Raw genomic sequence first — 21,027 nt, forward strand, 5'->3', positions numbered from 1 at the left:
ATGTTAGTACACCCATACGCGTCAAGTTAAGGAAATAAAGGTATGAAAGAGATAGAATAATAAGGTATAAGTTCTCCCAGATATACTTTTAGTGAGAGAACCAATGAATAAAATAACTTGCTTATCAAAAAAGCTCAAAGAATTTTTTAATGAAAAAGCAGAGAAAATCTCAATTACAACAAGGTTTATAAAAAGAAAGAGAAAGCTAAAAGGTTCATCATTCGTAAAAGCCATGGTCTTGGGTAATATAGGAGTTGATAATTGTAGCGTAGAAACAATGTGTCAATTACTAAACGAGGACTCGATAGATATAACAAAACAAGGTTTGGATTTTAGATTTACTGAAGAAGCAGTGGAATTTATGAAAAGGATGTATAATGAATCTGTGGTTCTCTTTAAAAATATCTTGCAAGTTGATTGCAAAATCTTACAGCAATTTAATAGTGTTAAATTATTGGACAGTAGCTATATTACTCTACCTAACAGTATGGAAGAGATGTATAAAGGTTATGGTACTAGCTACAGTGGCTATGAAAGCAATACTAAGTCTGGAATAAAGTTACAATTAGTTTTCGATTACATGAATCAGATAATAGACCAACTTAATTTAACGGAGGGAATAAGATCAGACCAGGGATATAGGAAACATTTAAGTAATATATCAAGCAATGATTTGCTAATATCTGATCTCGGTTATTTTGTGCCAAGTTCTTTTAAACAAATCAATGAAATAGGAGCTTATTTCATAAGTCGTTATAAATCCGATACCAACGTATATGATGTAGAAACAAATCAAAAAATGGAGTTATTAGAATGTTTAGAGGATAAGTTATTTTTAGAAAACGAGGTATTGTTAGGAAAAGAAGCAAAAATTAGAGTAAGAATTATATGTCAGAAACTAACTGAAGAACAGTCTATAGCCAGAAGAAGGAAAGCTAATAGATTAGCAAGATCGCAGGGATATACATCCTCTAAAAGAAATCAAAAATTGTTGAACTGGTCAATATTTATAACTAATGTTCCAGAAAATAAAATTAGTGCTGAGCAAGTATTAACGATTTACAGAGTAAGGTGGCAAATTGAGTTATTATTTAAATTGTATAAAAGCCATATCAGACTTGATAAGCTAAAAGGAAAGCCATGCAGAGTATTATGTGAACTATATGCTAAATTGTGCGCAATTCTTATATTTCACGGCATAGTTGTTTGCACAGAAGTGAAAAAGAATACAGAACTTAGCTTAACAAAGGCATTTATTGAGCTAAAAAGGCGGGTTAGAGAGTTATTTTTAGTATTAACCAAAATTAATAGTTTAAAAGCATTTCTTAAAAAACTCACTATAACTTGGTCGCGATTTTCATTAAAAGACAAACGTAGAAGGGCTAGAGTATCCACTTTAACCTCTCTAAATTTGCTCACAATCTCTTAACTTGACGCGTATGGTTCAAAAAAGTGTGTCAAACCGAAAAAAAAGTAATAAATTGATATAAAAAAATGGAGGTTTGACAATGAGTCAGAAAGTAGTAAACAGAACTACCGGTTTGGTAGATTACAAAGAACTGGAAGCAAATATACTGTCATCAATAAGGGAAGGCAGACCATTAACAGGAAGGGATGGAGCATTTACACCATTTATAAAAAAGCTGCTGGAGGCAAGTTTGGAAGGTGAAATAGAAAATCACTTATTAGCTGAAAGTGAAGAGAATAATCGAAGAAATGGGAGAAATGGAAAGACTTTACGGACAAGTGCACACTCACTTCTTCTTGATTTTTTGGTTTATCTTGTCTACCTATTTTGTCACTCTGCTGAACAGATACACTCAACTGATGGTTAATACATCTTCTATCAAAAATTGTACAAATTCATTGCCATTCCAGTAATTCACAGAGATTTTACCCAAAACGGCTTTAACATTACCCTGCATGATAGCAGAGCCAAGGTGAGTATTTGCAGAGCGAAATGCAATAGCTCTCACCATAACATTATCATCAGCGATGAAACATTTTATATGGTCAACTCCTATAACTTCAGGCTTTCTTATCTTTGCTCCTTGGATAATAAACCTTGGTTCAGGATTCCCAACTCCAAATGGTCCCAAGCGTTGCAATTGATTCCATAAAGACAAATTTATTGCTTTAGCAGTTACTATACTATCAGCTTTTAAAGTTTTCTCATTTATAGAATTTGAAAATCTTTCAGTAAAAAAATCATGCAAATCATTTATTTTGTCTTCTTTAATTGAAAATCCTGCCGCCATACTATGGCCACCACCTTCAATAATCAAATTTATAAACTTTGCGGAAAGGACTGCAGCACCGATATCAACTCCCAAAATTGATCTACAGCTTGCTTTTCCTATTCCATTATTCAAAGATATCACTACTGTTGGCAAGTGAAACTGCTCCTTTAGCCTTGATGCAATTATACCAATTATTCCCTGGTGCCAGTTGCCGCTTATCATTATAAAATTCGCACCTGATTGGTTAGACTCTTCCGCTTGTGCTGTAGCTTCCAAGAGAGCCTCATTTTCTAACACTTTTCTTGCATTATTCAAATCTATTAATTTTAGCGCGATTGAATGTGCCTCTTCTTCATCATCGGTGGAAAGCAACCTTGCACCGAGCAATGCTTCTCCAATTCTTCCTCCAGCATTTATGCACGGTCCAATGCTAAACCCCAACCGCGAAACACTTGGTTTTTCAAGGATTCCCAAAGCATCAAATAAAACACGCAAGCCAACGTTTTTTCTTGTTGACATAACTTTTAATCCTTGTGAGACAAGTGCTCTATTGAGGCCTGTGATCTGCATAACATCACAGACAGTTCCCAGGGCAACCAAATCCAACAGATCAAATAAATCTGGTTCTTTTTTGTTGGTAAAAAATCCTTGCTCACGTAGGCTTTTATTAAGAGCAACAATTAGCAGAAATGACACTCCAACTGCTGCTAGGTTATTATAAGGAGAGCTCTCATCAAGGCGGTTTGGATTCACAACTGCTACGGCGCTTGGTAATTTTTCCGTACCAAGGTGATGGTCAACAACTATAATATCAAGACCAAAAGCCTTTGCATCTTCTATTGGTTGATATGCAAGCGTACCACAATCAACGGAAATACATAAATCAATTCCATTCTTTTTAAGTTGTAATAAAGCATCTGTGTTTAATCCATAACCCTCATCAACACGATCTGGAATGTAGATTATAGAGTGTATATCGATTGCTCTCAGGTACCTGTTAATCAATGCTGACGACGTTGCACCATCAACATCATAGTCACCAAATATTGCAAGGTTTTCATCATTTTTTATTGCTCGTATTATACGAGAAACAGCTTTATCCATATCAAGAAGGTGAAAGGGATCTGGTAATAGCGATCTGATTAGTGGATATAAGAAGTCGCTTGCATTTTCTATGTTAACACCACGAGTAACCAATATTCTTACTAATATTTCTGGTAACTCAAATCTCTGTGTAAGAGTTAAGATTTGCCTTTGATCTGCTTCTTGCAACTTCCACAATGCATTTGTTATGCTGCGCTTTTCAATTTCAAGTAGCATATTCTTTCTTTGTAAATAAAACTACTTTACCAGAATTTTTAAGCTTGTTCTATAATTGTATTAGACTTCTGCATAACCTAAACTAAGTAGAAAAAAGGTATCATCTAAGTAGCTGACACTGGTCTCCATCCAAGAGGGCAGTAGCCCCTTCGGTGTCATTCCAGCGCGTGACCAGGTCTTTTTAGCTATCATAGGATGACAGAAGCAGACACTCCACTTTGTCGTTCCAGTGCCTCCTTTTTTTGTCATTCCAGTGCCTTGACTATTTGGATCCAGGAAAAAGAATGGTGTCATCCCAGTGCCCCTATGATGTCATCCAAGTAGCCTCCCTCTCCTGTCATCCCAGTGCTCCTTTTTTTGTCATCCGAGTAGCTGACACTGGGATGGCTTTGTTGCATCGCTAGCTATGATGGATTAAAGATAAAAAAGATAGGGAATATCAGTAGCTTATTATTCTGGTATTTATAACAAGAACGGTCAATGAATACCTAAATTTGAGTAAAAGAAATTTCACTACCATTTACCAATCCGGCTAAAATTCAAGAATTTCAATGCTTTAGCTATTTTCAATAGAATTAAATTTATTAATATAAATAACAAATTACTATTCTTAAATTTGATCAGATTGATTGCAAAAAAACAAGATTTTCAATAGGTTGCTTATAATCCTAACTATAGTTAGCCTTTCATAAGTAGCGATGCAACAAAGCCCACTGGGATCCAGGAATTTTATTAAGTTGGTAAGCATAAAAGTGTTATGTAAAATACAACGTTCTTGATGGGATTGCGTGAAATGCTGGATCCCAGTGGGCTTTGTTGCATAGCAACTGAAAAAATCTGGTGGCTACTGACAAAATTCATTATAAAATAGCCATTTAACCTTGAAAGAAAAAATATGCCACAAAAAATGAGGGTCAGTAACCATAGCGAATATAACAAATTTCTAGAAAAAAGAGGAAATATTTTTCATTATATCAACGAAGCCATAGAAAAGTGGTACGAGAATGGTCCAAAAATACCAGGTGGCAACAATATTTATAGCGATAAAGTTGTAATTTTGGTGCACATAGTAACTTGTTTATTTAGAATAGGCCTGAGGCAAACAGTTGGGTTTATAGCAGGATACCTTGAGCAAATTGGGAAAAATTTGCAAGTTATCAGCTATTCACAATCATCAAGAAGGTTTAAGAAACTCAATATTAAGATCAATGATTGCAGAATTGATAAAAATAATATGGAAGATATCGAAATTGCTATAGACAGTACAGGAATTAGTATATACAACAACACTCCTGGTCATAGCAAAGAAAATAGCGAAGATAGAAAGTATCGCAGCTATGAACAGACAAGAAAATTGCATGTAATGTTGAATACAAACAGCAAAAAAGCCATAGCTGTAAAATACAGTAACGGCTGATCACTATGGAGCTTGTGATTTGCTAAAAGAAGTCGATTTTCAGTATGTCATAAAAGTACTATATGCAGATAGGGCATATGACAGAGAAAAGCTCTATAAGCTGTGTAATCAATATGGTATAAAAACGAAAATTCCTCCGAAAAACAACGCAGCAGAGCATCCAAAGTTAGACTATATGGCTGAAAGAAATTCTGCAGTCAAGCTCATAAAGTCATATGATGAAGATGGTATAAAGAAGTGGAAAAAAGAGATGAGTTATGGAAAAAGATCTTATACAGAAAGTTTTTTCTCGCGACTGAAACAAACATTCGGGTTTAGTTTTAGGAATAAATCTGAGACAAATAGAGAGAAGGAACTACTTGTTAAATGCTATTTGCTCAATAAGTTCACTGATATTGGTATGGCTAAATTTGAGATAGCTTCATAAATTTATTGTGCGTTACCTACTATCCGAAGAGCGATGCAACAAAGCCATCCCAGTGTCAGCTACTTGGATGACAAAGGAGGACAGTGTCAGCTACTCGGATGACAAAAAAAGGAGCACTGGGATGACATCATCCTTTTTTTGGGGTTCCAGCGTCACGCGCTACCTTCCGTATAAATATTAAAAAATTTACCAAATGAAAAAAAAGGCAAAAGAAGCCCCGTGGTTATTATCCGCTTTAAAATATTGGCGTTTTTTATGTTTTAAACGCTTGACAAGCGAGATTAAGCCGCTTTTAATTGCAACTAACTTACGCTGCAAATGTTTAAGAAATTTACTAAGCAGAAAAAAAGACAAAGAATCCCCGAGTTAGCTAGTCTTTTACTATCTCTGTCGAGTATTGGCATTTTTTGATGTCTTGTAACGCTTTATAAGCGCGTTCAGCTTATTTAGATAAAAATCTAGATGTAGATGAAGTTTTGTAAAGACATACAGTATCTATATACTGCAAAAAATTGAACATAAGACGCCGATACATTAAGTAATCCTTACCTTTTAATCTGCAGATTGGCGAAAGCAAATACAATAGCTTCACTATCATGATAAGAGGGCTGGCGGAGTTTGTCAAGTAAGTTTTTTGTTTCTGCGGGCTACTTTCCGACACCAGTGGTGTTAAGTATTCGTACAGTTATTGGTGTTATCAAGATACTCCCTAATCTTCTTCAAATCCTCCCAGGCTAAACGTTTTTGTGCCGGTTGGCGAAGTAGGTAAGCTGGATGAAATATAGCGGCTGTGGTGATTGAATTGGACAAATATTGGTTAGTGTACGTATGAAATCTACCACGCAAATTCGATATAGTTTTTGTGCTGTCAAGAAGGCTATAACACGCAATTCCCCCGACCAAAATTAGAATTTGCGGTGAAACTAGTGCAATATGCTTCTCAACAAATGGTCTGCACATATCAAGCTCTAGGTCGGTTGGCTTTCTATTGCCAGGTGGGCGCCAAAATACGGTATTGCTTATATAAACTTTGGTGCGATCAAGATTGATTGCATTTAACATTTTATCGAGCAACATTCCACTTGCACCACAAAATGGTATGCCTTTAAGGTCTTCATTTGCTCCTGGAGCTTCACCAACGAGCATAACTTTTGCGTTTGGATTACCATCGGAAAAGACAGTATTAGTTGCAGTTTTTTTTATTTCACAACCTTCAAATGACTTCACTACACTTCTTAGTTCATCCACACTATTACATTTGCTTGCAAGTTTCCTTGCTTCGATTATCCAGTCACTTGGAAACATGTCTTTTCCATCTTTAGTGTCATCCCAGCGCATATCTGCATCTTTCTTCTTGGTCCCAGTTTGGATAACAGAGGGTTGTACACTCTCTTTGCTCTCCAGCTTTTTTTCCTCTTCACCCTCCATTAGTGTGCAATCAACGCCCACTTCATGGTAAAATTTTAATAATTCTAGGTCTTTATTGCTCATAATGCTTTTTAACCTTTTGTGCTTTTTTCATGGCCATATCATACTTTAATTTAGATAAATGTCTAATATATAATATGCCGTTTAAGTGATCTAATTCATGCTGAATACACCTTGCAAGCCAACCACTAGCTTTTAGCGTCTGTTCTTCGTTATTTAAGTCTCTGTATTTCACAGTTAAATACTTTGGACGCTTAATTTCATAGCTTTGCTCTGGAATTGAAAGGCACCCTTCCTTGAGAGTCACTTGTTCATCAGATAATTCCGTAATTTCTGGATTAATCATGCAAAATTTGCCAATTGATTCATATCCTGCTGGCTCATTTTCAATTGTTTCTAGCTGAACATCCACAACAAAAATTCTCTTTAACACTCCAACTTGCACTGCAGCAAGGCCAAGACCTTCTGCATCATACATAGTTTCGAACATGTCGTTTACTAATTCTTTAATTTTATCGTTTATATCTGTTACTTCACTGGCACGTGTGATTAGTCTTTCATCAGGGGCAATTACAATTGGTAATATGGACATAAAAATTATAATTCTATGTTTTGCTTTTCCTTTTGTCCAGAATTTAGTGTATATTAAAATGTTGCTATATCTATAATAGAAATATAAATTATTAAAGAAAGCTACAATTTAAATGAAATTGCGTAATAAGGTTAACTAATGTACTCTGCAGTAATAGCAAAACCAAAGAGAAACGTTTTTGCTGTTTTAGACATAGGTACAACAAAGATTATTTGTCTAATCGTTAAGATAAATAGCAACTTCAGCTATAAAGTAACAGGAACGGGCTATAAGATTGCAGAAGGTGTAAACGGTGGGTCGATAACTAATGTAAAACACGCAAATTACTCCATCTCATCAACTATAGGTTTAGCTGAGCAAGTGTCAGAGGAAACTATAGATCAGATATATGTGAATATTGCTGGATGTGGCATCTCATCTTTTAATGTACATAATGAAATTATTGCAGCTAATCATGAAATTTCTGACCGGGATATAAAACGTGTAGTTTTTCAGACGTTTGAGAAATATATTGAAGAAAATGTTATCATTCACAATATACCACTGAAATATCACTTAGATGACATGACTGACATAAAAGAAGTTGGTGGATTGTATGGAAAAAGACTATCTGCTGATGTTAATGTTGTCACTGCTTCGCGTCCAGCGCTTACCAATATTGAAAACTGTATTACCAATAATGGTGGATTAAATATGGCAGGTTGTATTGCTTCTGCATATTCTGCAGGTCTTGCCTGTCTAAGTGAAGATGAAAAAGAGCTCGGGACTGCTATTGTTGATATAGGCGGTGGGTGCACTGCAATTGGAATTTTCAAAAGAGGGAAACTTGTGTATGCAAGCAGCGTTCCAATTGGTGGTGTTCATATCACTCGAGATATTGCTTACGGGCTATGCACAAGCATAGAACGCGCAGAGTATATAAAAATACTGTATGGCAGCACTATCGTAACTTCAATAGATGAGAATGAGTACATTACAATGCAAAACAACGAAAATGATGAACCTACTCAAGTATTCAAATCTGAGCTTATTAACATCATAAGACCAAGAGTTGAAGAAATACTTGAAATGGTAAGAGAGCAATTTCAAGAGCAGAAAGATCCAATTAATAAAGTAGTGATCACAGGTGGAACTAGTCAACTCACAAGCATGAAGGAAATTGCAGGCTATATATTCAATAAGCAAGTTCGAATTGGGTGCCCTGAGTCTTGTAGCGGTCTTGATGGCGAATATGATAAAAATCCTGTATTTTCTGCTGCTATAGGCTCTATAAAGCTAATAGTTGACACTTTTTATAAAAATAATTCTGGTATTTTAGGTCAGGATGGTAAAATGAGTAAATTGTATAATTGGGTTAAATCAAAAGTTACAGTCTAGATTTCTGTTTTACCACCTTTCATACAAATGACTTGACACTAGGATCCATAGGGCTTATTTTTATAATATGTAAAATTATTATGTTTATGTACTTGCGAGTAAGCGTACCAATTACAATAAGACATGGAAAATATGAACATAACTATACACTCACAAGAAGATTTTGAATTTATGCGCAAGGCTGGCAGGCTTGCTGCTGAAACTCTTGATTTCATTGCACCGTACGTAAAGGTAGGGGTGACAACTAATGAGTTAAATGATCTATGTCATGATTTTATAATTAATGCAGGTGCAATTCCAGCACCACTAAACTATAGGGGGTATCCAAAATCGATTTGCACTTCAAAAAATGCAGTTGTGTGCCATGGTGTTCCCGATAATAAACCACTTAAAGATGGAGATATTTTAAATATTGATGTCACGGTGATTTTAAATGGCTGGCATGGTGATACAAGTCGCATGTTTTGGGTTGGCAAGCCATCAATAAAAGCAAAACGCTTGTGTGACGCTACTTATCATGCATTGATGGAAGCAATCAAACAAGTTAAGCCCGGCAATAAGTTAAATGAAATAGGGCTTGCTATAGAGAAATATATTAGAGATTTTGGATATTCTATCGTACGCAGCTACTGCGGACATGGTATAGGAAAAGTCTTTCATGCTCCACCAAATGTAGTGCATTTCTATGATCAAGATGAAAATCTCGTCTTGAAGGAAGGTATGTTCTTTACAATAGAGCCAATGATTAATGCTGGAAAACATGAGACTCTGCTCAGTAAACTCGATGATTGGACAGTGACAACACGCGATCTTTCACTTTCTGCTCAATTTGAACATACGCTCGGAGTAACAAAAGATGGTGCTGAAATATTCACATTATCACCTAAAAATTGGCACTTCCCGCCTTATAATTAGATTTTTTTAAATTCTGCTATACTGCAACTATACTTGGTTTACTTTGGGTGATTTTGAAGAAAGCTCACCCTTAATTTGCGATATAGCAACTAGCCCAATTAATGCACAGAAAATCATGTAAAAACTAGCTGAAGTCTCTTGTCCTGTAACCTTGATAATTGTTGTGCATATAAATGGTGCAAGGCCGCCAAAAAATCCAGCAGCTATATTTCTTGATAAACCAAATCCACTGTACCGAACCTTTGTTGGAAATAATTCGCACATAAGTGCACTGACAGGACCAAGCGATGCAGCTATTGGAATTATAAAAAGAATGTGTGCCAGCAAGTATAGCATTTCTCATAATAGTCCGAACAGGTCATAGGAAGGCAGAATCAACAGCACGACGAAAGGATTCGAATAGAGGAATGTTTTTCCTGGCTCTGTTTTTTATAGCAAACCAATGATGCTCAATTTTGTTGAAATCTGGAGAATAAGGCGGCAGATACAAAATTTCTGCACCAACCCCTTTAGCAAGCTCGATAATCTTATCAGACTTATGAAAAGTAGCATTGTCAAGAATGACAGTCTGTCCAGGTTCCAAGATCGGTGTCAAAAATTGCTCAAACCATCCATTAAAAACATCCATATTACAGTGGCCTTCAAAGGTTAACGGAACAACTATCTTTCTTCCACTTAAGGCTGCAACCATACTGATTCGTTGAGTTTTCTTTCCAGATTTTAAGGCATAAAACCGCTGTCCTTTCTGGCAATATCCGTAGGGGTAGTCTTCGGTGTTATCAATGCCAGACTCATCTATATACACTAAGTTTTTAGGTTCTTTTGTCGCTATAATTTTCAAAAATTCAGCACGTTTTTCTTCGTTTCTTTCCTTGTATCCATATGTCTTTTTTTGCGCGTAAATTCAATTTTTTTAAGGGCTCGATAGATCGTTTGGATACTAACGTTGTTCCAAAGTTTAGCCATTTCCGATAGAGTCTTTCCTCCGTGTTCTCTGGCAAATTTGGCAAAGGTATCCCAGTCGGTAATTTTGTGATTGTAACCCCCATTTCCAAGTTTTTTTGATTGAAAGTCTCCTGTTTCTTTTCTTCTTTGCTGCCACTCCCATAAAGTAGTTCGTCCAATCTTAAATCTTGCTGCCACTGTTTCTCTGCTTTCTCCTTCGTCTAGCGCTTCCATTGCTTTTTTTCTTAAATCATAACTATATGCTGCTGGCATTCAACCTCCTTATCATCATCTACCCTTATCCTATCACATCCGGACTTTTATGGAAAGAGCTATAAGAGGTTGTCCGGAAACTAGTAAATTCAAGCATATTCCCTCTTTAACATAACCCTACTCATAGCTAGGTATATGAAATTCTCAGTGGATGTTGTGAGTAAATCATACTCCTTCGATAGCCTTCTATTCCTATTAACCCAAGCAAAAGTCCTTTCTACAACCCATCTTCTTGGCTGTACTTTAAACCCTTGTTCTCTTGTTGGTAGTAGCTCAGGTGGCGTATCTTTGTGCACCCAAAATCTACATGTAGGCCTTTTAACAATTTCAATATCTATGTCATATTCTTCCTTTATGTGATTCTTTAAATTTCTTCCTTGGTATCCCATGTCAGCCCACATTTTTTTAACTTTAGTATATTTTGTTCTCATATTGTTTAATGCTATTTTAATACCATCTCTATCATTTTCGTTAGCAGCGCCTACGTAACAACCTAGTATAAAACCCTGAGTGTCTGTAATTATATGCCTTTTTCTACCCTTTACTTTTTTACTTCCATCATAGCCTTTGATCCCCCCTTTTCTGTAGTCTTTACAGATTGACTATCTACTATACAGGCACTCGGCTGCTCATTCCTTCCTATTTTTCTTCTACTATATTTTGTAATTTCATAATTCATTTTCTCAAAAATTCCCTGCTTCTTCCATTGCCTGAACTGCTCATACACAGTCTTCCATAGCGGAAAATCATTTGGTAAATACCGCCATTGACACCCTGTACGCAATACATAGAAAATTGCTTCTAATATTTCTCTTTTGCTATACTTTGGCGGCCTTCCTCCTTTCTTGTATGATACTCTGAAGTGTTTTTCTATTCTTGCCCATTCCCTTTCGCTTAGATCTGTTGGATACTTTTTTCTCATCTTTACCCCGTACTAAAATTTCAGATATTATAGCCTTTTACTTGTTTCCGGACAACCTCTAATTGCCACTACATAACATTGAAAAAACTGGATAACTCACTATTACAAAAGCTATAAATGCAAACTTCATAACTTTTTCTCTTCCTACCTTATCAGAAAGTATTGCAAACAATATTGTCAATCCTCCAAGTGCAATTTGACTCAGTATTTCCACTATATGATTAAAATGAGTATTTACTGTTAATATTTTATTCGTAAGCACATTGAAAAAGACCAAATATATATAGAGAGACGCATTTTCAACCAAGTCAATACCTATTGATATTAGAACAGGCTTTTTGTAATTGTTTAATAACTCTTTTAATGGCAATTTAGACGGATTTTTTGTCTTTTATACTCTGGGCTTTCATCAAGTATATATCTCATATATATGCTGATTAATCCCATTGCTAAACTGAAAATGAAAGGTAATCTCCACCCCCAAGATTCAAAATCAGATACTTTTTTGCATATGAGTACCGCTATCAAGCTTAATACTGAACCAAAAATTGCGCTTAATACTTCAATGCTGCCAAAAAATCCTTTTTTGTTTTTAGGAGCATGTTCTATTAAAAATGGTGCATTTCCTGCTTCTCCTCCAAGAGATATACCCTGCAATAATCTTAAACACACTACCAGCATTGACGCTAGTATTCCAATGCTTTGATAACCTGGAACAAAAGCAATTAATACGGTTGATAAAGTCATTAATATAATCGAGAGCAATAAGGCAACTCTTCTGCCATGTTTATCACCAATGTGACCAAATATAGCAGCACCGACTGGTCTCATTAAGAAACCCACTGCAAACACTCCAAAAGCCTTCAATACGCTGGTTAGTTGATCATCCGATGGAAAAAACACACCACCTATTATGTTTATTAAGTGGCCAAAAAGCATGTGGTCATACCACAATAAAGTGTTACAAATCAAACTTGAAAATATTACTTTTGTTATTTGCTGCATAATTTCCCTATAGCCTGTTTGATCTTATATATAAAAAAAAATGTGAACGTTATGTGAATATTATATTAACAATATTAAACCTTGATTTTAATATTATTGCTCATATATTCCGATAAGATACCATATTTTGGCAAGAAAATCTATGTACATAAATAAAATTGATGTGAAGAGTAGAGTAGAGTAGGATATCTACACCAACTGTACTTAAATTTTTTGATATGACACACACTCCAGTTTTGTTAAAAGAGATGCTATCACTACTATCACCGCAGGATGGTGGCATATACGTGGACGCCACATTTGGAGCTGGAGGGTATAGCAAAGCAATATTGGAGTCAGCTGATTGCAAAGTATATGCAATTGATAGAGATGAAACGGTAACTAAGTTTTATGATGATTTAAGCGTTAGATATCCAGATAGAATAAAACTATTCATTGAGAAGTTTAGTAATATTAAAAATTTATTAGATAGCAACAATATTGAAGGTATCGATGGAATAGTTTTTGACATCGGAGTTTCATCTATGCAGCTTGATAACGGAGATAGAGGGTTCTCATTTTTACATGATGGTCCACTCGATATGAGCATGGATAACTCTTCTTATATAAACGCTTCAACGTTTGTTAACGCTTTACGCGAAGAAGAAATCGCAAATACTATATATAACTACGGAGGCGAACGTCATTCTCGCAAAATTGCAAGAGCAATAATAAATGCACGGAAGAAGAAAACTATCAAAACTACATTTGAGCTTGCGGATATTGTACGTTCCGTGGTATTTCGTGGAAAAAGCAAAATTGATCCTGCAACCAGAACATTTCAGGCAATCAGAATATGGGTAAACGATGAGCTGGGAGAACTTGAAAAGGGTATTAAAGCTGCATCTGAGATTTTAAGTGAGAATGGCAAATTAATTGTCGTCACCTTTCATTCCTTAGAAGATCGTATAGTCAAAACTTTTTTTAAAGATTTATGTGCTACTGATTGCAAGACATTCTCTCTTCTAAATAAAAAAGTGATCGAAGCAAGTATAGAAGAAGTAAGTGCAAATCCGCGTTCACGCTCAGCAAAACTAAGAGCTATACAGAGGTTGTCGTGAGAACTTTCTGCATCATCTCAATAGTTATGTTTTTTCTTAGCATTGTAGGACTATTTAAGGTAAAATTACATGTTCAGTCGTTAAATAGAGAGCTAATAAAAATAAAAAGTGAAATTAATTTAGTACAAAGTGATATAAAAGTTTTACAAGCAGAATGGAGCTATTTGAATAATCCAAAAAGACTTGCAAGCCTTGTAAAGAAATACCTGAAAAATAACTCTTTAATACTGGCTAGCCAGGTTAAAAATCTTGACTCTCTAAATGGCCGCAGTGTGCTAGCACAACTTAAAATCCATGATCAACAGTGAGATTAAGTCTTATTTTTTACAGATGAGCACATCACAATAAAACTTACTTTGTATCCGTTCAGGATAGCGGCAAGGTAGTATAACCATAGAGTAAAAGTGAGTTTACAACAAATGGTGTCATCCCAGTGCTTGACACTGGGATCCAGCCTTTCCATAATCATCAAAAACATTGTATTTTAACGTAAAACAGCTATTTTTATGCTTACCAACTTAATAAAATTCCTGGATCCCAGTGTCTGGGCACTGGGATGACAAAGGAGAGCAGTGTCAGCTACTTGCATAACACCATTTGTTGTGCAACTTACTTTAGTATGAAATTGCTTGCGTAAGATTTTGGCAGCCTCTTAACATTTTTTGGCATTTCAATTATGTATTTAACGTTGCGTTTTTTTGCGTAGAATACTGCTTTTTCAAGAGAATCAAACTTTAATACAATCTGTTTTTTTGGATCTTTTGAGCCAACCCACCCCATTAAAGGTTCAATGTAGTAAGAGCCAGATTCAATTTTCAGGTGCCAGAAATTTGTATTACCTAAACCAGATTGTGTTGCAGTTTTTGTTGGTTTATAAATCCTAAAAACTACTTTATCATCAATGCCCATAGTTCTTGTTAAATAAGCTTAAATATATATCTAAATAAATCCTTTCACAAACAATTAGTATGAAAGAATGAAGTTTGAAATAAATATTTTTATGTTATATTATTATTAAATTATATTAAAAGGATTAGCTGAATAGGAGTAACCGATGACGCAACAGGAAATAGTAACAATTAATGCAGAGTTACGTGATATAACAAAAACAAAAGCGATGCATTCTCTAAGGAAGAAAGGAAACATCCCTGGAATCATATATGGAAAGGGCCATGATAATGTAAATTTGACATTGTCTGCAAAGGAATTCACAAAGCAATATAAGTCAGGCTCTCTTTCTGCACATTTGATAGAGCTGAATATTTCGGGCAAAAAGGAATATGCTCTTGTTCGCGATATCAAATTGCATGTAGTAAAGGATACTGTGCAACATGTTGATTTTCAGTTTGTTGATAAAGGCAGTGAAATTAAAATAGACATACCTCTATCATTTGTGAATGAAAGTAAAGCTCCAGGAATCAAATTAGGTGGAGTGCTTAATGTTTTGTGTCGTTCTATTGCTGTTAAATGCTCTCCTGATAAAATACCTCAGGTTATTGAAGTTGATTTATCCGGTAAAATGATTGGCCAGTCTATACATATTAATGATGTAAAATTACCAGAAGGTGTTAAGTTTGTAGCTCATGAAGAAGAAAATTTTACCATTGTTACAATTTCTGCTGCCGATAGTGACGTTGAAGAACCTCAAGCAGAAACAGAGGAATAGTGCACCTGATAGTTGGGCTTGGTAACCCTGGTGGTCAATATGAGTTAACTTATCATAATATCGGCTTCATCGTAGTTGATACAATTTGCAAATATTGGAATTTCCAGTCGTTCTCTAAAAAAGCCGATTATCTAATAACCTCTGGCATAATTAATGATAATAAAATCATGTTAATAAAGCCTTATTCATTTATGAATAATTCAGGCATCCCTGTTGCAAAAATACGAAATTTTTACAAATTATCGCTAGATAATATTGTTGTCATACACGATGACGCTGATTTGGAACTTGGAAGAATAAAAATAAAGAAAGGTGGTAGCTCTGCTGGACATAATGGACTTAAATCCATAGATAGTTTTATTGGCAACGATTATTGGCGCTTGAGATTTGGAGTGGGTAGACCTGAAGATCAAAGAAGCTTAGCAGATTATGTGTTATCAAAATTTTCAAATTTTGATAATGTTACTCCCTTAGTGGAAAAAATAGCAAAAAATATACACTTAATGCTGCAAGGAGATAATACAGCTTTTATCAATTTGATTGTATAATATTACGAAACACAGGGAGTGTATGGTCCCAGAGTGTGATGGTGTGGATTTAGTATGAACAATTCAGGAGATTTTGTCCACTGTAAAGATATAAACTCAAAAGGTGTAAGACCCTTAAGAGTTTTGAGTCTTTTAGCATAATTGTAGGCCATAACAAAGTCATAAAGATGCTCTTTGAGTTGCTGGTGAGACTGATAGTAATACTTCTTAACAGTGGCATTCTTTAAAGTTTTGTTCATACGCTCAACTTGCCCATTTGTCCAAGGATGGCTAACTTTTGTTAGACGGTGTTCAATGTCATTTTCTTCACAAGCTCTATCAAATATATGTTGAAAAGCGTATTTATGGAGTTTTTGGTTGGTAAATTGTACACTGTTATCTGTCAAAATAGTGTGGATTTTATATGGTAAAATTTTAATCAAATTACGTAGAAACTCAGCAGCTATAGGCTTTGTAGCACTTTTATGCAACTCAACATACGTAAATTTGGATGTTCTATCTATTGCAACAAACAAATATAACTTTCCTTCTTCTGTTCTGACTTCTGCAATATCAATATGGAAATAGCCTATAGGATATTGTTTGAATTTCTTTTTTGGTTTAACTTCGCCATCAACATCTGGTAGTCTGCTAATGCTGTGCCTCTGTAAGCAACGATGTAGACTAGAGCGAGTCAAGTGTGGGATTGAGGTTTGCAAAGCGTAGAGACAATCATCTAATGGCAATAGAGTATGCTTACGAAATGCAACAATTACAGCCTCCTCTTCTAAAGTTAAAACAGTTGATCTTGCATGCTTCGGACCCATATCAGCGTCTTTGGCAAAAGACCGTTTTCTCCATTTAATGATAGTTTTTGGATTAAGGTTATAGTACCTGGAGAGTTTTGCTATGCTCTCTTTACTATTTTGTATTGCTCTACGAATTGTCTCTGTTGTTTTGGCGCACCCATGTAATATTTGTCCCATAATTCCTCCTTTGATGGTATTGTTTTCTCATATTTTATCATACCATCACACTCTGGGACCATACATCCCCCCCTCCCCCCCCCCTAATTCCTATATCAAACCTTTCTTTACTAGATTATATAGTCAATATAAAAAGCCATATAAAATTGCTTCCACTGCTGCCATGAGGAAATTGCTTATTCTTGCTAACTCTTTAGTCAGAGATGACAGGGTTTTTACTGAGGAATACAACTCTCTGTCTGTTTCTATCTAAGAGCCAGTATAGCTGTGGATAAGCACGTTTATACAGATAAAAGTACTTATCCACAGCTACATCAATTTTTCTATTGACTTTTAACACAACTGCTAAACAGATACATTCGTCATCCCGCTACGTGTTAGCGGCCAAGATACCGCGGCGGTATGACGTGGGAAACCTGACTTGCATTAACTATAAAATAGTGATTTATATAAATCCCATAGCATGCCGAATGAAGCGTTTTTTGAGGAAATTTGAATTTTCAACTGCAATCAAGCCAAGATTTCTTAGTGCTTTAGCGCAGAATATTCTGTTGGAAAACATCCTATTTAATCCATCAGTTGCAAGCGCCATTGTAAAATTATCAAAGTATCTGTTACGTGAAATTTTCTTTAATAAATAACTACTGCCAACATCAGTACCAGCCGCTTTTGCAGCAACTACGTGCTTTATAACACTTTCTACATCTCTAATTCCAAGATTAAGCCCTTGACCTGCAACTGGATGAATTGAATGTGCTGCATCGCCGATAAGCAAAACTCTACCCTTATATAACTTTTTTGCGAAAGCAAAACTTAAAGGATAAAGTTTTCTTTCACCCTCTAATTTTATCTCTCCTAAATAAGAACCAAATCTTTTTTTAAGCTCTATAATAAATTCTTCTTCAGACAGATCCATTAGCATTTTTGAAATTTCAGATTTTTCTGTCCAAACTATCGAAGAAGTATAGCCACCCTTCATCGGTAGAATTGCAAATGGACCGCCAGGGAAAAAACGCTCCACAGCTAAGTTTTGGTGATGCAGTTCATGCTTTACATTAAATACTATGCTACTTTGTTTATAGTCAAATTTCACTGTCGGTATAGAAAATAACTCTGGTAATTTAGAGTTTTTGCCTTCAGCACAGATAAGTAGCGATGATATTAATTCCTGGTTATTATCAAGAATCACTTCCACATATCCTGAATCACAAGCAATTGTTTTATAGGAATGTGGAGAGTATATATTCAGTTTATTTAGAAAATTATTGTTGATTGCATTCCATATAGTAGCATTGTTGATAACATAACCCATTGGCTCTTCGCTAACCATTTTATGATTGTAATGCACAGTAACCGCATCTAATATGCATATATCAAGTATTGGCTCAGCTTCACTTTCCACAAACTGCCAAATCCCTAACTTTTCCAATATTTTTTTCGAGCCTTGAGAAATAGCAAATGCTCGATTATCATCTACTACACGTGGTAGACTATTTTTTTCAATCACAGCTACAGACACAGAGTCACAACTGAGGCCAATGGCAGTAATAAGACCAAGTAACCCACCACCTGAAATGATTACATCATAATTCATTTTATTTACGCTAATTGTAAAATTATATTTTATCTGTTTTGAAAATAGTTTAAACAAACTTTATATATAAATTAAATTTTTTAGATCCCAGTGTCAGCTACTTGGATGACATCTAAAGACACTCCACCTTGTCATTCCAGCACGTAACGAACAACTGTACGAACATTTTGCGAAGGCAGTGTGTTAAATGCTATGGCCGGTTTTGCCTCAAACATAAAGGTGTCATCCCAGTGCTTGACACTGGGATGGCTTTGTTGCATCGCTACTTATGAAAGGCTAACTATAATTAGGATTATAAGCAACTTATTGAAAATCTTGTTTTTTTGCAATCAATCTGATCAAATTTAAGAATAGTAATTTGTTATTTATATTAATAAATTTAATTCTATTGAAAATAGCTAAAGCATTGAAATTCTTGAATTTTAGCCAGATTAGTGAGTGGTAGTGAAATTTCTTTTACTCAAATTTAGAGGTTGTCCGGAAACAAGTAAAAGGCTATAATATCTGAAATTTTAGTACGGGGTAAAGATGAGAAAAAAGTATCCAACAGATCTAAGCGAAAGGGAATGGGCAAGAATAGAAAAACACTTCAGAGTATCATACAAGAAAGGAGGAAGGCCGCCAAAGTATAGCAAAAGAGAAATATTAGAAGCAATTTTCTATGTATTGCGTACAGGGTGTCAATGGCGGTATTTACCAAATGATTTTCCGCTATGGAAGACTGTGTATGAGCAGTTCAGGCAATGGAAGAAGCAGGGAATTTTTGAGAAAATGAATTATGAAATTACAAAATATAGTAGAAGAAAAATAGGAAGGAATGAGCAGCCGAGTGCCTGTATAGTAGATAGTCAATCTGTAAAGACTACAGAAAAGGGGGGATCAAAGGCTATGATGGAAGTAAAAAAGTAAAGGGTAGAAAAAGGCATATAATTACAGACACTCAGGGTTTTATACTAGGTTGTTACGTAGGCGCTGCTAACGAAAATGATAGAGATGGTATTAAAATAGCATTAAACAATATGAGAACAAAATATACTAAAGTTAAAAAAATGTGGGCTGACATGGGATACCAAGGAAGAAATTTAAAGAATCACATAAAGGAAGAATATGACATAGATATTGAAATTGTTAAAAGGCCTACATGTAGATTTTGGGTGCACAAAGATACGCCACCTGAGCTACTACCAACAAGAGAACAAGGGTTTAAAGTACAGCCAAGAAGATGGGTTGTAGAAAGGACTTTTGCTTGGGTTAATAGGAATAGAAGGCTATCGAAGGAGTATGATTTACTCACAACATCCACTGAGAATTTCATATACCTAGCTATGAGTAGGGTTATGTTAAAGAGGGAATATGCTTGAATTTACTTGTTTCCGGACAACCTCATATAGCATTTCTCATAATAGTCCGAACAGGTCATAGGAAGGCAGAATCAACAGCACGACGAAAGGATTCGAATAGAGGAATGTTTTTCCTGGCTCTGTTTTTTATAGCAAACCAATGATGCTCAATTTTGTTGAAATCTGGAGAATAAGGCGGCAGATACAAAATTTCTGCACCAACCCCTTTAGCAAGCTCGATAATCTTATCAGACTTATGAAAAGTAGCATTGTCAAGAATGACAGTCTGTCCAGGTTCCAAGATCGGTGTCAAAAATTGCTCAAACCATCCATTAAAAACATCCATATTACAGTGGCCTTCAAAGGTTAACGGAACAACTATCTTTCTTCCACTTAAGGCTGCAACCATACTGATTCGTTGAGTTTTCTTTCCAGATTTTAAGGCATAAAACCGCTGTCCTTTCTGGCAATATCCGTAGGGGTAGTCTTCGGTGTTATCAATGCCAGACTCATCTATATACACTAAGTTTTTAGGTTCTTTTGTCGCTATAATTTTCAAAAATTCAGCACGTTTTTCTTCGTTTCTTTCCTTGTATCCATATGTCTTTTTTTGCGCGTAAATTCAATTTTTTTAAGGGCTCGATAGATCGTTTGGATACTAACGTTGTTCCAAAGTTTAGCCATTTCCGATAGAGTCTTTCCTCCGTGTTCTCTGGCAAATTTGGCAAAGGTATCCCAGTCGGTAATTTTGTGATTGTAACCCCCATTTCCAAGTTTTTTTGATTGAAAGTCTCCTGTTTCTTTTCTTCTTTGCTGCCACTCCCATAAAGTAGTTCGTCCAATCTTAAATCTTGCTGCCACTGTTTCTCTGCTTTCTCCTTCGTCTAGCGCTTCCATTGCTTTTTTTCTTAAATCATAACTATATGCTGCTGGCATTCAACCTCCTTATCATC

Annotated in this window: 18 protein-coding genes and 5 pseudogenes; 10 read left to right on the top strand and 13 right to left on the bottom strand. The window is 35.4% G+C overall.

Features of this window, described 5'->3' with window-relative positions; genetic code table 11:
* Positions 1 to 103 precede the first annotated feature (103 nt).
* Positions 104 to 1,429 (top strand): IS4 family transposase, encoded by a 1,326-nt coding sequence (locus OPR52_RS04915; RefSeq protein ID WP_265037763.1) that lies wholly within the window; start codon positions 104 to 106, stop codon positions 1,427 to 1,429.
* Between the two features lie 79 nt (positions 1,430 to 1,508).
* Positions 1,509 to 1,766, top strand: a pseudogene (locus OPR52_RS04920) (IS256 family transposase); the annotation flags it as partial.
* Between the two features lie 54 nt (positions 1,767 to 1,820).
* On the opposite strand, the gene recJ reads toward OPR52_RS04920, so the two are convergent.
* Both recJ and OPR52_RS04930 read right to left on the bottom strand, forming a co-directional pair.
* Positions 1,821 to 3,560: a single-stranded-DNA-specific exonuclease RecJ gene (gene recJ / locus OPR52_RS04925; protein WP_265037899.1), complete on the bottom strand. Its 1,740-nt coding sequence runs from the start codon at positions 3,558 to 3,560 to the stop codon at positions 1,821 to 1,823.
* 60 nt (positions 3,561 to 3,620) lie between these two features.
* Positions 3,621 to 3,854, bottom strand: a complete 234-nt coding sequence (locus OPR52_RS04930; protein WP_010962507.1) for a hypothetical protein — start codon at positions 3,852 to 3,854, stop codon at positions 3,621 to 3,623.
* A 601-nt stretch (positions 3,855 to 4,455) separates the two neighbouring features.
* Between OPR52_RS04930 and OPR52_RS07885 the strand changes: the two are divergent.
* Positions 4,456 to 5,404, top strand: a pseudogene (locus tag OPR52_RS07885) (IS5 family transposase).
* Positions 5,405 to 5,590: 186 nt separating this feature from the next.
* Here OPR52_RS07885 and OPR52_RS04945 read toward each other — a convergent pair.
* The 3 genes from OPR52_RS04945 to def all read right to left on the bottom strand — a co-directional run bounded on the left by OPR52_RS04945 (position 5,591) and on the right by def (position 7,424).
* A complete protein-coding gene (locus OPR52_RS04945; RefSeq protein WP_265037906.1) occupies positions 5,591 to 5,758 on the bottom strand; it encodes a hypothetical protein in 168 nt (55 codons plus the stop codon).
* Between the two features lie 315 nt (positions 5,759 to 6,073).
* The gene (locus tag OPR52_RS04950; RefSeq protein WP_264723219.1) at positions 6,074 to 6,895 is read right to left on the bottom strand and encodes a uracil-DNA glycosylase; all 822 of its coding nucleotides are present in this window, start codon (positions 6,893 to 6,895) and stop codon (positions 6,074 to 6,076) included.
* On the bottom strand, positions 6,885 to 7,424 hold the full coding sequence (def, locus tag OPR52_RS04955) for a peptide deformylase (protein WP_006279678.1): 540 nt from the start codon (positions 7,422 to 7,424) through the stop codon (positions 6,885 to 6,887). Before def ends, OPR52_RS04950 begins: the two co-directional genes overlap by 11 nt.
* A 138-nt stretch (positions 7,425 to 7,562) precedes the next feature.
* Here def and ftsA point away from each other — a divergent pair, with 138 nt between their 5' ends.
* A complete protein-coding gene (ftsA, locus tag OPR52_RS04960; RefSeq protein ID WP_264723220.1) occupies positions 7,563 to 8,801 on the top strand; it encodes a cell division protein FtsA in 1,239 nt (412 codons plus the stop codon).
* A 132-nt stretch (positions 8,802 to 8,933) separates the two neighbouring features.
* Positions 8,934 to 9,716: a type I methionyl aminopeptidase gene (gene map, locus OPR52_RS04965; protein WP_006279681.1), complete on the top strand. Its 783-nt coding sequence runs from the start codon at positions 8,934 to 8,936 to the stop codon at positions 9,714 to 9,716.
* A gap of 27 nt (positions 9,717 to 9,743) precedes the next feature.
* Here map and OPR52_RS07525 read toward each other — a convergent pair.
* The 4 genes and pseudogenes from OPR52_RS07525 to OPR52_RS04985 all read right to left on the bottom strand — a co-directional run.
* Positions 9,744 to 10,046 (bottom strand): annotated as a pseudogene (locus OPR52_RS07525) (MFS transporter); the annotation flags it as partial.
* 28 nt (positions 10,047 to 10,074) lie between these two features.
* Positions 10,075 to 10,934, bottom strand: a protein-coding gene (locus tag OPR52_RS07700) for an IS630 family transposase (protein ID WP_265037751.1) whose coding sequence is annotated in 2 segments (ribosomal slippage) — positions 10,075 to 10,610 and positions 10,610 to 10,934 — 861 coding nt in all. Because the reading frame shifts where the segments join, the coding sequence is not laid out codon by codon here.
* An 89-nt stretch (positions 10,935 to 11,023) separates the two neighbouring features.
* Positions 11,024 to 11,856 (bottom strand): IS5-like element ISWpi1 family transposase gene (locus OPR52_RS04975; protein WP_265037890.1). Its coding sequence is split into 2 segments (ribosomal slippage): positions 11,024 to 11,487 and positions 11,487 to 11,856, totalling 834 coding nucleotides; the frame shifts between segments, so codons are not numbered across the junction.
* Positions 11,857 to 11,917: 61 nt separating this feature from the next.
* A pseudogene (locus tag OPR52_RS04985) lies at positions 11,918 to 12,861 on the bottom strand (MFS transporter); the annotation flags it as partial.
* 218 nt (positions 12,862 to 13,079) lie between these two features.
* Between OPR52_RS04985 and rsmH the strand changes: the two are divergent.
* On the top strand, positions 13,080 to 13,961 hold the full coding sequence (rsmH, locus tag OPR52_RS04990) for a 16S rRNA (cytosine(1402)-N(4))-methyltransferase RsmH (RefSeq protein WP_265037912.1): 882 nt from the start codon (positions 13,080 to 13,082) through the stop codon (positions 13,959 to 13,961).
* Positions 13,958 to 14,269 carry a cell division protein FtsL gene (gene ftsL / locus OPR52_RS04995; RefSeq protein ID WP_007548286.1) on the top strand — a complete coding sequence of 104 codons (312 nt, stop codon included), beginning with the start codon at positions 13,958 to 13,960 and terminating at the stop codon, positions 14,267 to 14,269. The genes rsmH and ftsL overlap by 4 nt, the downstream gene beginning before the upstream one ends.
* A gap of 301 nt (positions 14,270 to 14,570) precedes the next feature.
* Here ftsL and OPR52_RS05000 read toward each other — a convergent pair whose 3' ends face one another.
* Positions 14,571 to 14,870 (bottom strand): NADH dehydrogenase ubiquinone Fe-S protein 4, encoded by a 300-nt coding sequence (locus tag OPR52_RS05000; protein ID WP_015588813.1) that lies wholly within the window; start codon positions 14,868 to 14,870, stop codon positions 14,571 to 14,573.
* Positions 14,871 to 15,015: 145 nt separating this feature from the next.
* Here OPR52_RS05000 and OPR52_RS05005 point away from each other — a divergent pair, with 145 nt between their 5' ends.
* Together OPR52_RS05005 and pth are read left to right on the top strand one after the other, a co-directional pair.
* The gene (locus OPR52_RS05005) at positions 15,016 to 15,627 is read left to right on the top strand and encodes a 50S ribosomal protein L25/general stress protein Ctc (protein ID WP_265037914.1); all 612 of its coding nucleotides are present in this window, start codon (positions 15,016 to 15,018) and stop codon (positions 15,625 to 15,627) included.
* Positions 15,627 to 16,175 carry an aminoacyl-tRNA hydrolase gene (pth, locus tag OPR52_RS05010; protein ID WP_065094970.1) on the top strand — a complete coding sequence of 183 codons (549 nt, stop codon included), beginning with the start codon at positions 15,627 to 15,629 and terminating at the stop codon, positions 16,173 to 16,175. Before OPR52_RS05005 ends, pth begins: the two co-directional genes overlap by 1 nt.
* A 2-nt stretch (positions 16,176 to 16,177) precedes the next feature.
* Here pth and OPR52_RS05015 read toward each other — a convergent pair whose 3' ends face one another.
* Together OPR52_RS05015 and ubiH are read right to left on the bottom strand one after the other, a co-directional pair.
* On the bottom strand, positions 16,178 to 17,140 hold the full coding sequence (locus OPR52_RS05015; RefSeq protein ID WP_265037916.1) for an IS481-like element ISWpi4 family transposase: 963 nt from the start codon (positions 17,138 to 17,140) through the stop codon (positions 16,178 to 16,180).
* A 445-nt stretch (positions 17,141 to 17,585) separates the two neighbouring features.
* The gene (gene ubiH, locus OPR52_RS05020) at positions 17,586 to 18,734 is read right to left on the bottom strand and encodes a 2-octaprenyl-6-methoxyphenyl hydroxylase (protein WP_213863120.1); all 1,149 of its coding nucleotides are present in this window, start codon (positions 18,732 to 18,734) and stop codon (positions 17,586 to 17,588) included.
* 528 nt (positions 18,735 to 19,262) lie between these two features.
* Here ubiH and OPR52_RS05025 point away from each other — a divergent pair.
* Positions 19,263 to 20,095: pseudogene (locus OPR52_RS05025) on the top strand (IS5 family transposase).
* A 55-nt stretch (positions 20,096 to 20,150) separates the two neighbouring features.
* Here OPR52_RS05025 and OPR52_RS05030 read toward each other — a convergent pair.
* A protein-coding gene (locus OPR52_RS05030; RefSeq protein ID WP_265037751.1) for an IS630 family transposase occupies positions 20,151 to 21,010 on the bottom strand; the annotation gives its coding sequence in 2 pieces (ribosomal slippage) (positions 20,151 to 20,686 and positions 20,686 to 21,010; 861 coding nt in all).
* Positions 21,011 to 21,027 lie beyond the last annotated feature (17 nt).

The organism is Wolbachia endosymbiont (group A) of Hylaeus communis (assembly GCF_947251915.1).
In the GTDB taxonomy this organism is placed as follows: domain Bacteria; phylum Pseudomonadota; class Alphaproteobacteria; order Rickettsiales; family Anaplasmataceae; genus Wolbachia; species Wolbachia pipientis.